The organism is Desulfosediminicola ganghwensis (genome assembly GCF_005116675.2).
Lineage (GTDB): Bacteria > Desulfobacterota > Desulfobulbia > Desulfobulbales > Desulfocapsaceae > Desulfopila > Desulfopila ganghwensis.
This window is the reverse complement of sequence record NZ_CP050699.1, coordinates 3,218,726-3,231,231: the sequence shown is the minus strand read 5'-3', so window position 1 is coordinate 3,231,231 and position 12,506 is coordinate 3,218,726. Positions and strand designations below refer to the sequence as shown.

Annotated in this window: 8 protein-coding genes; 4 read left to right on the top strand and 4 right to left on the bottom strand. The window is 48.4% G+C overall.

Going from position 1 to position 12,506, the window contains the following annotated elements; genetic code table 11:
• Positions 1 to 27: 27 nt before the first annotated feature.
• The 4 genes from FCL45_RS13690 to FCL45_RS13675 all read right to left on the bottom strand — a co-directional run bounded on the left by FCL45_RS13690 (position 28) and on the right by FCL45_RS13675 (position 7,132).
• Positions 28 to 1,269 (bottom strand): aminotransferase class I/II-fold pyridoxal phosphate-dependent enzyme, encoded by a 1,242-nt coding sequence (locus FCL45_RS13690; protein WP_136795918.1) that lies wholly within the window; start codon positions 1,267 to 1,269, stop codon positions 28 to 30.
• 439 nt (positions 1,270 to 1,708) lie between these two features.
• Entirely contained in the window at positions 1,709 to 3,595 is a 1,887-nt protein-coding gene (locus FCL45_RS13685) for a hypothetical protein (protein ID WP_136795919.1), read from the bottom strand.
• Positions 3,596 to 3,979: 384 nt separating this feature from the next.
• On the bottom strand, positions 3,980 to 5,596 hold the full coding sequence (locus FCL45_RS13680) for a fumarate hydratase (protein WP_136795920.1): 1,617 nt from the start codon (positions 5,594 to 5,596) through the stop codon (positions 3,980 to 3,982).
• 336 nt (positions 5,597 to 5,932) lie between these two features.
• Positions 5,933 to 7,132 carry a peptidase U32 family protein gene (locus tag FCL45_RS13675; protein ID WP_228721330.1) on the bottom strand — a complete coding sequence of 400 codons (1,200 nt, stop codon included), beginning with the start codon at positions 7,130 to 7,132 and terminating at the stop codon, positions 5,933 to 5,935.
• 183 nt (positions 7,133 to 7,315) lie between these two features.
• Here FCL45_RS13675 and mnmA point away from each other — a divergent pair, with 183 nt between their 5' ends.
• The 4 genes from mnmA to recA all read left to right on the top strand — a co-directional run bounded on the left by mnmA (position 7,316) and on the right by recA (position 12,343).
• Positions 7,316 to 8,344: a tRNA 2-thiouridine(34) synthase MnmA gene (gene mnmA, locus FCL45_RS13670; RefSeq protein WP_167495666.1), complete on the top strand. Its 1,029-nt coding sequence runs from the start codon at positions 7,316 to 7,318 to the stop codon at positions 8,342 to 8,344.
• Between the two features lie 41 nt (positions 8,345 to 8,385).
• Positions 8,386 to 9,729 (top strand): tRNA (N(6)-L-threonylcarbamoyladenosine(37)-C(2))-methylthiotransferase MtaB, encoded by a 1,344-nt coding sequence (gene mtaB / locus FCL45_RS13665; RefSeq protein WP_136795923.1) that lies wholly within the window; start codon positions 8,386 to 8,388, stop codon positions 9,727 to 9,729.
• Complete coding sequence (locus tag FCL45_RS13660; RefSeq protein WP_136795924.1) at positions 9,701 to 10,939, top strand: competence/damage-inducible protein A; 1,239 nt, start codon at positions 9,701 to 9,703, stop codon at positions 10,937 to 10,939. The genes mtaB and FCL45_RS13660 overlap by 29 nt, the downstream gene beginning before the upstream one ends.
• A 345-nt stretch (positions 10,940 to 11,284) precedes the next feature.
• Positions 11,285 to 12,343, top strand: a complete 1,059-nt coding sequence (recA, locus tag FCL45_RS13655; RefSeq protein WP_136795925.1) for a recombinase RecA — start codon at positions 11,285 to 11,287, stop codon at positions 12,341 to 12,343.
• Positions 12,344 to 12,506 lie beyond the last annotated feature (163 nt).

Here is a 12,506-nt window from a genome sequence, read left to right as displayed (position 1 = left end):
TATTGATATCCACTTACCTAAAGAGAATTACACCTCTCTCTGGTCAAGATCAAAGGTGCCCGCTTCAACTTCCTGGTCGATGTCTTTCAAGGCTCTGCGGATCTGTTTGAGCGCCTGGGTAGTGCGATGTTCATTCTCCACCAGTGCAAGACGAATATATCCATCGCCCTCTTCACCAAAGCCAGCGCCCGGGGATACCGCAACATTGGCACGGTCCATTATTTCCACAGAGAAACGAACAGAGCCCATGCGATCATACGGTGCAGGGATCTTCACCCAGACAAACATGCCGGACTTTGGCACGTCTACCTCCCAGCCCATACGCACAAGACCGTCACAGAGAACGTCACGACGCTTTTGGTATACCTCGACCTGCTCGGTGATGGAATCATCACAATCGCGCATGGCTACAATACCCGCCACCTGAATCGCTGAAAAAATTCCATAGTCGTAATAGCCCTTGATCTTGGCCAGTCCTTCGATAATATTTTGATTACCTACACAGTAGCCAAGACGCCAGCCGGCCATATTGTACGATTTAGAAAAAGAGCTGAACTCCACGCCTACGTCAATCCCGCCGGGTACTTCAAGAAAACTCGGTGCCACACAGCCATCATATGTTACCTTGGCATAGGCAAAATCGTTAATAACCATGAAGTTATATTTTTTCGCAAGTTTGACTACCTCTGCGAAAAACTCCTTAGTTACCAACTTGCCGGTCGGGTTATGCGGAAAGTTGAGCATTAACAACTTGGGTCCGGGATAGAGCGATCTTGCCATCTCATCTATCTGGGCAAGAAAGGTGTCTTCAGAACTCAGCGGAATACGCAGCACGTTGGCACCAGCAATTACAGCAGCATAGACGTGAATCGGGAATGCAGGTGCAGGAACAAGCACGGTATCTCCCGGGCCAAGCAGCGCCAGACTGAGATGCGAGATACCCTCCTTTGAGCCGATGGTGCAAATCACATCGTTTTCGCCATTTAAGTTAACGTCGTAATTTCTCTTATAATAGAGGGCGATCTCCCGTTTAAGATTCTTCATTCCGCCTGCCACCGGATAACGATGGCTCTTGGGGTCGATTGCAACCTCGCACAGTTTTTCGGTAACCGGCGTCGGAGCGGGATCAAGCGGGTTGCCCATGCCGAGATCAATAACGTCGTCACCTCTCCAACGCTTCTCCATCTTCATTTTGTTTATCAAACCAAAAAGGTATGGAGGGAGCTGGTTCATGCGTTCCGCAAAACGAACAGAAAACTGAGGGTCCATATATCTCTTTTACTCCTCTTTTTTTATCTTTTTTTGGGTGATCGTATTTCAGGAAAGCAGACAATAAACGATTTTGTCGTCTCCACAGGCGAGCTGACCACCTTGCGTCCTGGTGTACAATCCCAGAAGTGAAAATTTCGAAATTTGAGGAAACAGAAAACACTTCCATTGGGAAATGATGTTTCCTGAAAAAAAAGACGATTATTTTGAGCCTGAAATAAAAAAACAGACACTGCAAGAATCGTGATTTTTCAACAACCTAGAGCCATTGAAAATGCTATGATATAAGGAATATCATATAGTCTCAACCCTTAAAATGAATGAAGACTGCAAGATTATTAAAGAGAGGCACTGTGCGTATGGCGATAGGTTAGCCCGAATGCTCGTTGACCGGGAAGTTATTCCTCCGCCAACTCTTTTGTATCACTGAGTAAAACTATTACAAAAGATAATTACGTGGCAGTTTCAGCAATGCCACGGCTATAAATGAATAGGTAGATAAACAAAACATCCATACCACCAGCAAACTCAACCAGCGTTCACTCAATACTTTCATATTCTGCCCACAGAGAATGAACAGCATACCAGCAATGGGAAACAGGTACCTTCCCTGTGGTTGAAAATCCGCAGTCCAAGAATGGTAGGCCGAGACACAAACCAGCAGGCCAGATATCACCAGGGCAGTTAATGCATAGCGCTTGTTTATCGTTGAACCCCTGACAAAAATTGTTATGAAGAAATAACAAGCAAGCAAGAGTGCGGAAACCCTGAACACACCATATATAAATTCCGAGGCCGGAGTATTAAGATATCCATAGACACCAAAAGATGACCTGAATGACCTCTCCCCCCACCTGTAATCTCTTATTATTTCTGTAAATGTTACCCCTTTGCTCTTCAGCATCATATTCTGCATCTGCACGCCCGCCTCTGCATCCGGCCGTAAAAAGGGTTTGGCATACGCTGCAATCGCTTCATTGATCAGCAGGCTCTTGTGCAGTCCGTTGACCTGATAATCGACGAGCTTTTTGCTGCCAAACAGAGAAACGCTCATGAGGGTAAGGATAACAAGCTTTTTGTAGAGGATCTTTCTCTCTTCCGGCTCAGCCTCATTGATGAGATTGTAAAAGGAGACCAGGGCCACTATCCCGAAAAATATCGTATAAAAATAGAAATTTTTCTTTAACAGCAGTAGGCAGCCGAGGAGTAATCCGACGGTGACACCATGTACCAGCCAACGCGGCAGACTTTTCTGCTCAAAATATTTCCGGAGTGTGCTGTCCGGCAGGACGACCTGGCATGAGGTAAAGAACATTATCGTCAAGGCAAATGCTTCAGAGTTGCAGTAACTGTACAAATACCAGATCTGTGGTGATATCAGGAGAGGTAATGCCATTATCCTCGCTGGCTGAACCTTGACCAGATACAAAATGATCGCCAGCAGCAGCATCACATTGCCCATCCTGCCTGCGGTATATGGGTTCTCGAACATTTTTTCAAAAGCAAAAGCAAACTTACCGGCGACAAAATAATAGATTTCATCGGTATTCAATCTCGACACCCCGTACGGGCTGTAGGTACTTTGTACCTTTTCGTCGAGTATTTCCGGTGGGAGCCAATGGCTCTTATAGTAGTTCAGCGCAGCAACGTGCACGTATTCATCGGGATGCACATTACTTTTGCTGGTTATAGCCATAATTGTTACCAGCACCAGCGCCACCACCAGGCAAAGGATCACATAGGAGTAATTGCCACCAAAACTCGTTACCGTTGCATATATAGCAAGAATTATACAGCAGAGTATCGCCACCCGGTAAAATTCATCAATGCGACTTGTTGCCTGAACCTCAGCCGGATACAAGGTCACTTCGAAAGTAGGGTCATTACCTGAAGATTCAATTTTCACCCCGCCTTTCACCAGGGTGAGGTTCTTCACATCATTCTTCGGCTTCATTCGCTTTAAAGCGCTCTCTGAAACCATCCGTATTTGTTTGTGGCCTGGCTGAGTAATTACTAAATGTTTCAGTGCCACTGTTCCCGTAAAATCATGGGTATCAATTCTCAGTCTTTCGATATTTTTCAGGCTGCGCATGGACAAATTGTACTGTTCCCGGCCTGGACTGATACGTATCCTGGCCATTCTTTTCTCCGCGAAGTCCTGCCCTGCTTCAGCCCAGTAAATTTTGAAATTGCATTCAGTCTTGGTAACTATCTTCAGATCGACCCTTGCCCGTTCCAGGACCAGAAAATGATACGCTAAACCAACAAGAACACATAACACCAGAGCAAACTTCCAGCTAAAGCCCTCGCTCAGCCATTTCTGCATAATCTATGTCCCCAAATGTTTTAGCGTGTCTATATACCAGAGGATTCTCATTCTCCGCAAAATGACAAAACCCTCGCATCACCTCGAGCTCCAACCTGCAGACTCACTCAACAGTCCAATAATATTTATATTAATTTGCAAGTCGACACCATAATCCTATCTATCTAATGCATCATTTACAACTTATTTCCAATTTATCCTATATTGACCTCGCTTGTTCTGAGTTTTTCACCAATCCTGAACCAGAAACGTAAGAACTCAACACTCTCATAGCTGATGAGAAATCCACGCCGGCCTCACAGGTGAATCTGCATAAAAAAAGGCGGCACCGGAAAATCCGATGCCGCCTTTGTGACGTGATGATCAATAACAGTGTCAGGGCATTTACATCAACTCAGAGAAAAAGTCGTTCCCCTTGTCATCAACCAGGATGAATGCCGGGAAGTCAACCACATCGATTTTCCAGACCGCCTCCATACCAAGCTCCGGATAATCGATACATTCAACTTTCTTTATATTCTCTTCAGCAAGGATCGCTGCCGGACCACCGATCGAGCCAAGATAAAATCCACCGTGTTTCTTACAGGCGTCAGTAACCTGTTGAGAACGGTTACCTTTGGCGATCATGATCATGGAACCGTCATTGGTCTGTAGCAGGTCCACATAGCTGTCCATTCTGCCTGCTGTGGTCGGACCGAAGGAACCTGAAGGTTTACCGGGAGGCGTCTTGGCCGGCCCTGCATAATAAATGGGGTGCTGTTGCAGGTATTCAGGCAGGGGCTTATCGCCATCGAGCAACTCTTTGAATTTCGCATGGGCGATATCACGCCCTACCACAATAGTGCCGGTAAGAAGCAATGAAGTACCGACAGGGTGTTGCGTCAACTCAGAAAGGACCTCCTTCATCGGCCTGTTCAGGTCAATTTTCACACCATGCTCATGCTTACCGCGGTATTTCTCCGGGATCAATCTGCCTGGATTACTATCGAGCTGTTCGACAAAAAGGCCTTCACTGGTAATCTTGGCTTTGACATTACGATCTGCGGAACAGGAAACGCCCATTCCCACAGGGCAGGAGGCGCCATGCCGTGGCAGACGAACGACGCGTACATCATGGGTGAAATACTTGCCGCCGAACTGGGCCCCGATGCCGAGTTGTTCTGCTGCTTTCTGGAGTTGGTCTTCAAGCTCAATATCTCTAAATGCCCTGCCATACTCATTGCCGGTGGTGGGCAGCGCATCGTAATACTTGGTTGAAGCAAGCTTTACAGTCTTCAGGTTGGTCTCTGCGCTTGTACCGCCAACAACGAATGCCAGGTGATATGGCGGACAGGCAGCTGTACCAAGAGTTTTCATCTTCTCCACCAGAAACGATTTCAACGTTTCCGGGTTCAGGAGCGCCTTTGTTTCCTGAAAGAGATATGTCTTATTGGCACTACCACCACCTTTGCAGACAAAGAGGAACGAATACTGGTGTCCCTGGGTGGCATAGAGGTCAATCTGCGCAGGCAGGTTGGTGCCTGTATTCTTTTCGGTATACATATCCAGGGCGACCGTCTGGGAGTAGCGCAGATTCTCTTCAGTGTAGGTCTTAAAGACCCCTTTCGAGAGCATTTCCGCGTCATTTGCTCCTGTCCAGACATTCTGGCCCTTTTTACCGACGATGGTCGCTGTTCCTGTATCCTGGCAGATTGGCAGCTCAAATCTGGATGCTACTTCTGCGTTACGCAGAAAAGCGAGGGCAACACCTTTCTCGTTGGTGGAAGCTTCCGGATCATCCAGAATTTTAGCTACCTGCTGATTGTGAGCTGAGCGAAGCAGGAAAGAAACATCGCGCATCGCCTCATTGGCGAGCACTGTCAACGCTTCAGGATCAACTGAAACGATCTCTTCACCGTTGAAAGTCTCTATGCTTACATATTTCTCAGAGTCTGCAATCTTGCGGTACTGTGTTTCATCCTTGCCCAGAGGATACGGGTCCTGATAATAGAATTCTGCCATTTCTCGCGCTCCTTTCTCTCGTTCTCTAGAATATCGTTCTGTTTTACCCTGTGATCAGAGCTGCATAATGCCAATAATTGCAATCACAACTCTGTCTCACCGGCATTAACGAAACATTCAGCCCGGTGCCAACATGATAATTCGCTGATACAGCTGCACACAATGACTGGATTTTAATACTATTCTCACCAGAACAATGTTTTACCTCGCCGCCGATATTTTGGCCAGACCTTTTTGGCAACCGCCGATTCAACCCAAAAAGGCTGAATGCCATTGGCATCCAGCCTTTTCGTTTGATTCAAAAAAGAGATAGGATTTCAGGATAGTCTGAAATAATTACTTATCGTCCGCAATTTTTCTGCGTAAAATCCCCAATACCTCAACCTCCTCAAGCGCAGGCTCGGTTGTGAGAAAAACCCTGTTACCCGGATTCGCCTTTTCCAAAGTCTTGCCCTCTTCGTCGCGAAAAGTGGTAATTCGAACTTTAGTAGCCCCTACACCCTGCTTCATATATTCCACCTCGGTACCGGGAAAGAGAGTGTTGCGTATTTCCACCAGCAGGCCATTGTCGAGATCACGTACAACCGCAATCGGCTCATATGTCTGAATAACCCGTGAGGTCATGTAATTCATCTCACTGGAACCCGGCCGCTCTTTTATGAAATTTTCGGTGATACCGCGGGTACCTGTTCTGAGCAACTCTTCCATAAATTCTTGCGGCAAGGTGATTTCCTCAGGCTTTTCCCATGCCTCTTTGGGCAGACCAGCCAGATAATCGAGCGCGGCCCGATAGACGCGAACCACACCTCCGACATAAAAGATCGATTTCATGCGACCTTCGATTTTCAGGGAATCGGCACCGGCGGCTATCAGTTGCGGCAGGCTTTCAAGCAGACAGAGATCTTTCGAATTAAAAATATAGGTACCGCGTTCATCCTCATCCACAGGGAAATACTGACCGGGACGCTTTTCTTCAACCAGGGCATAGCTGTAGCGGCACGGGTGGGCACAATTGCCCTGATTGGCATCCCTGCCTGTCATATAATTTGAGAGCATACAGCGACCCGAATAGGAGATACACAGAGCTCCATGCACAAACACCTCAAGTTCGCCGCTGACGCCTTTTGAGATATCAGCTATTTCCTGCATCGACAACTCTCTTGCCAGATTGAGCCTGAGGGCCCCCTGGCTCAGCCAGAACGCTGCCGAAGCAGCATTGGTCACATTGGCCTGGGTGGAAAGGTGAATGGGCAAATCAGGAACCGCTTCTCTGGCTGTCATCAACACCCCGGGATCAGAAATAATAACGCCATCCGCCCCCATATCGTGTAACTCGCGCAGATAATCCGGCAGACCCGAAAGGTCATCGTTATGGGCGAGGATGTTTACCGTTACATACACCTTCACATTATGCTGGTGGGCATAGTTGATACCCTCACGCATTTTTTCAGGATTGAAGTTGCCAGCTTTAGCACGAAGACTATAGTGTTTACCACCGAGGTATACAGCGTCTGCACCATAGTGAACGGCTGTCATCAATTTCTCATAATTTCCGGCCGGGGCCAGTAACTCAGGCATCTTTGGGACAGCCCCATTGTCGCTTTTAATTTCTTTCATAGTCGAGTAGTGTGTAGCGTTATTTTTTTCGGCCGGTTGGCACCTTTGTCACACTCTTAATAGATGAACATCCCAAGGATTGCAAGGACATCAGTGAATAGAATGAACATAGGCATCGCAATGAGCGGTGGTGTGGATTCCACAGCCACTGCCCTGATCCTTCGTGAACAACACAATATAGAAGGCTTTTTCATGCGCCTTGCTCAGCCCAATTTCGAATTTCAAAAAGAACGTGTCGAAAAACTGGCTGAACGTCTCTCAATCAAGTTGCACATAATAGATCTTCGTGAGCAATTCTCCAAGCAGGTGCTCGATTATTTTTCCGGCGCCTACTTTGGAGGCATAACCCCGAACCCGTGCGTTGTCTGTAACCGGGAGATTAAATTCGGGCTTTTTCAGGAAGCTATCCTCGCTGCAGGTATGGACTCCATGGCCACTGGCCATTATGCCAGAATCGTCCGGGACGATAACGGCTACCACCTGCTGGACGGTATCGACCCTCTGAAAAATCAGTCATACTTTCTCTCAAGACTCACCCAGCAACAGCTGTCAAAGGTTCTGTTCCCGCTTGGAGCAAAACATAAATCCGAAACCTACGAGTTTGTCAAAAGCCACGGATTCACCCATTTTGAGGGACAGGAAAGCCAGGATATCTGCTTTCTCGGCAATGAATCGGTTGGCAACTTCCTGGAATCACGCTATCCGGAAAAAATCGTCAAAGGCCCAATCATCTCCACCGAGGGCAAGATGGTCGGTGAGCATGACGGGCTCTTTCGTTATACAATAGGTCAGCGTCGTGGTCTTGGCATCCCCGATGCCACTCCCTGGTACGTTACCGGCATAGATGCAGCCAATAATACCTTGATCGTCGGCAAGGCCGAAGATCTCTTCAGCACTGAAATCAAGCTAATCGATTTGCACTGGCTCACTGGCAAAGTTCCAGATCTGGATAAACACTATAATGTACGAATCCGCTACTCACATAAAGGCTCTCCGGCAAAAATAGAGCAGCAAGAAGAAAGCAGAGGCCGTATCCTGTTTGAAGATGAACAGAGAGCTGTCACCCCCGGCCAGTTCGCAGTGATCTATGACGGAGAAGAAGTACTTGGCTCCGGGATTATCGCCTGCTAAACACCTAGTCCATTTTTATACTCATTCTATTTAATTAAGTCATGAAACGCGTACTCCTTACCACCCTTGGCTGCAAGGTCAATCAATATGAATCCGCCGCCTTCCGGACCAGCTTTACCGAAGCCGGTCACATGGTCGTTCGCCAGGGAGAGGAAGCTGATATTGTCGTGATCAACACCTGTGCTGTAACTGCCAATGCGGGCGCCCAATCACGCAACGCCGTTCGCCAGGCCGTTCGCAATAATCCTGATGCACGGCTTATGATCACCGGCTGTTATGCGGAAATTGCCGCGGAACAACTCTCTCAACTTGAAGAGTTGGCAGGCAGGGATTTCTCGATTATCGGTAACAGCAAAAAAGACATCCTGGTACCCACTGCCGTGGAATATGATGTAGAGATGCAGCAGATGCTCCTTGGTGCAATTAACGAAGCCAGTGAAATCTGCAGGTTGCCGGTACGCCAGTTTGGAGACCGCACCAGAGCCTATCTACGCATTCAGGACGGCTGCGAGAGTTTTTGCACCTATTGCATAGTGCCGTACACCAGGGGACCAAGTCGAAGCCTGCCTATCGGTGAGGTGATATCCCAGGCGAAGACTTTTGCCGAAGAAGGATACCAGGAACTGGTACTTACCGGCATTCACCTCGGTTATTATGGGCGGGACCTCGATGAGGGAATGGACATTACCAGACTCATCGACCGACTCTCTCTTGAGACGCCGCATGTCCGCTATCGTATCAGCTCTCTTGAGCCCACTGAAATCACCGATCATCTACTTGACCTGATGGAAACTCGCAACAACATCATGCCGCATTTCCACATCCCTTTGCAAAGCGGTGATGATGAGATCCTCAGCAGGATGAACCGCAAATACACAACAGCGGAATTCCGCGCGGTCGTGGAGAAATGCCTGGCCAAATTACCAGAGGCAGCGATCGGTATTGATATACTCGCAGGTTTTCCGGGAGAAACCGAGCAGCACTTCACCAACACCCGTGACTTCCTGGCATCCATAGGCTGCACCTACCTGCACGTATTCCCCTACTCCAGAAGACCTGGCACCGTCGCAGCCTCCTACAACGATGATGTCCCTAAAAGCGTAAAAGATCGCCGAGTAGCTGAACTTCGAAAACTCGGGACGCAAAAAAAAGACATCTTCCATAAACGCCAGGTTGGCAGAATCGTCCCGGTTCTGGTAGAAGGTAAACGAGATAGTGACGGTTTTTTAAAGGGTTTTTCAGATAATTACGTACCTGTCCGCTTTAAAGGTGAAGATACGCTGAAAAAATGCATCGTCCAGGTACAACTCACTGAGATTGACGGAGCACAGGTGAAAGGGGAGATTTGCAGAAATCATGAGAGTGGAAATAATTGCCATAGGTGATGAACTTACGTCAGGCCGCATACTCAACACAACCAGCAGCTTTGCAGCCAGACATCTTTTCGAGGCAGGCTATGAAATATATGCCATGCACACCATCGGCGACACCCCTGCACTCATCGGGGAAGCACTCAAGCGTGCCATCGACCGGGTAGACGCGGTACTGGTCACCGGCGGACTCGGAATGACGGATGACGATCTCACCAACGAAGCGGTCTCCAAAGCGCTGAACCGCCCTACTTTGCCCAATCTTGACGTATTGGCTAATGTGCGTCAACACCTTGATTCTATTACAACTGGCCCCGTCGGCCAGTTGGAGAAACTCGCATGGTTGCCGGAAGGTGCCGAGGTACTCAACCCGGATTCTCGCATGGCCGGCTATATGCTTGTTCAGGACAACACTCCGGTCTATTTTTTGCCGGGTGTGCCGAGCCAGATGAAACAGTTGCTGGTTGAGCATGTACTGCCGGGCCTGGCAACCTGGAACACAGAACACGCCCTCTCGACCTATCAACGAATTTTCAGGATATTCAATCTTCCTGAGTCTGAAGTAAATCGTCGTATCGACACCCTGGACCTGAATGGCTCAGCCCATATCGGTTATTACCCGGTTTTCCCCGAAGTTCACCTCAGCCTCACCATACGGGATAAAGAACCGGAAAATGCCAAACGACTATATCAATCCAGTTGCCAGGCCATCGACACGGTGCTTGGTGACGCCATTTATGGACACAATCGTGACAGCATGGAGCGGGTTGTAGGCAACATGTTGCGGGAAAAAGGGTTGACCCTCGCCGTTGCCGAATCGTGTACCGGCGGCCTGATATCCCAGAAACTCACCGCAATACCCGGGAGCTCTGCCTATTTTCTTGGAGGCGTTATCTCGTATGCCAATAGCCTGAAATCCATCTACCTCGGTGTTCGCCAGGACTCACTTGAAAAATGTGGTGCGGTCAGCCGTGAGGTGGCTGAGCAGATGGCCGTTGGAGTGCGTACCAGAAGCGAATCTGATATAGGTTTAGCTGTAACCGGTATCGCCGGGCCAGACGGTGGCACTGAGGATAAGCCTGTAGGCACAGTTTATATTGGCATTGCCACCCCAAACAGTAACTGGGTTTCCAAGTTCCTTTTTGAAGGAAACCGCCATCAGGTTCGCGAGCTTACCGCCCAGACAGGTCTCGATCTGGTCCGAAAATATCTTCTCCACCCATAACTCCTGATATATTCAGCCACAATTATAAAAAAAATTCCGCCACTGAAAAATAATCTGCCGGGTGGGTCACTATATGATACCCCACCTATGTCATACTCATGACGAAGATTAGAAAGAGCCCGACGTTCTCAGAAAGCATGGTTCTAAGTGACTGTCACTAAGGCCAGCACTGTCTGAACTGATGAGAAATTCGGGATAGCTCCTTATTTTAACGGTGATAATTCCGATATTGTTGGTTTTTGGTAATACCCTATCTCTACAATATCCAAAGTCGTATATCTATGGTACATATGCTGGTTTGAATACTCAAACCGAATTAACCTTTGCTCATTCAGGAGAAATGATATGGCAGCAGGTGCAAATAAAAATAAAGGAAACAGCGTCGAAAACGCTATCAGCCAAATTCACCGCCAGTTTGGTAAAGGCTCTATCATGCGCCTCGGTACCCGGGAGTCTGAGAACATCCCTGTGATCCCCACAGGTGCCCTCAGTCTTGACCTGGCGCTGGGTGTCGGTGGTCTGCCAAAAGGCAGGGTAACCGAGATCTATGGCCCGGAATCATCCGGTAAAACCACCCTGGCACTGCACGTTGTCGCACAAGCCCAGAAAGACGGCGGCACCGCAGCCTTCATCGATGCGGAACACGCCCTCGATACCAGCTACGCAGAACGATTGGGAGTAAATGTTGACGACCTGCTCGTTTCGCAGCCGGACTTCGGTGAACAGGCTCTTGAGATTGCCGAAATTCTCATTCGCTCCGGCGGTGTTGATGTCATCGTCATCGACTCTGTTGCCGCCCTGGTACCACGTGCCGAGATCGACGGTAATGTCGGTGACTCCCATGTCGGCCTTCAGGCGCGCCTTATGTCTCAGGCCATGCGTAAATTCACCGGCGTCTTGAACCGCAGCAATACTGTACTGATCTTCATCAACCAGATTCGTATGAAGATTGGTGTTATGTTCGGAAACCCGGAGACAACTACCGGTGGTAACGCATTGAAGTTTTACTCTTCCCTGCGTATCGATATCCGAAGGATCAGTCAGATTAAAGACGGCCAGGAAGCTATCGGCAACAGGACCAAAGCCAAAATTGTCAAGAACAAGGTCGCACCGCCATTCAAAATTGCCGAATTCGATATCATTTATGGCGAAGGTATCTCTAAGACCGGTGATCTGCTCGATCTGGCTGTTGAGAACAACATCGTTGATAAGAGCGGTGCCTGGTACTCATATCAGGATGAACGAATTGGTCAAGGCCGTGAAAATGCCAAGCGGTTTTTAAAAGATCACCCGGAAATGACCCTTGATATCGAAAACAAGGTGAGAATGGGTTTTGGCATGCAGCCAGTCAGCCTGCCACCCGAAACTGCAGATACCAAGGTTGCTGAAGCCGCAGAAAAGTAAATCATACTCAGCTCCTTTTCTAAAACTGTGCGCCATGCGACAAATCAGCCCCTGTGGTCAGCCCACAGGGGCTTTTTTTTACCCGAATTCAACCGATTCTGATAATGATTTCCTGCCATTTCAGGTAGAATGTACTTGACTGCGTACATCGTCCGGAGTGGTT

What these genes read in the sequence shown, in the direction of transcription:
- recA (WP_136795925.1), top strand. Translation starts at nt 11,285, where the DNA reads ATGGCAGCAGGTGCAAATAAAAATAAAGGAAACAGCGTCGAAAACGCT.
- mnmA (WP_167495666.1), top strand. Translation starts at nt 7,316, where the DNA reads ATGAACATAGGCATCGCAATGAGCGGTGGTGTGGATTCCACAGCCACT.
- FCL45_RS13680 (WP_136795920.1), bottom strand. Translation starts at nt 5,596, where the DNA reads ATGGCAGAATTCTATTATCAGGACCCGTATCCTCTGGGCAAGGATGAA.
- FCL45_RS13675 (WP_228721330.1), bottom strand. Translation starts at nt 7,132, where the DNA reads ATGACAGCCGTTCACTATGGTGCAGACGCTGTATACCTCGGTGGTAAA.
- mtaB (WP_136795923.1), top strand. Translation starts at nt 8,386, where the DNA reads ATGAAACGCGTACTCCTTACCACCCTTGGCTGCAAGGTCAATCAATAT.
- FCL45_RS13660 (WP_136795924.1), top strand. Translation starts at nt 9,701, where the DNA reads ATGAGAGTGGAAATAATTGCCATAGGTGATGAACTTACGTCAGGCCGC.
- FCL45_RS13690 (WP_136795918.1), bottom strand. Translation starts at nt 1,269, where the DNA reads ATGGACCCTCAGTTTTCTGTTCGTTTTGCGGAACGCATGAACCAGCTC.
- FCL45_RS13685 (WP_136795919.1), bottom strand. Translation starts at nt 3,595, where the DNA reads ATGCAGAAATGGCTGAGCGAGGGCTTTAGCTGGAAGTTTGCTCTGGTG.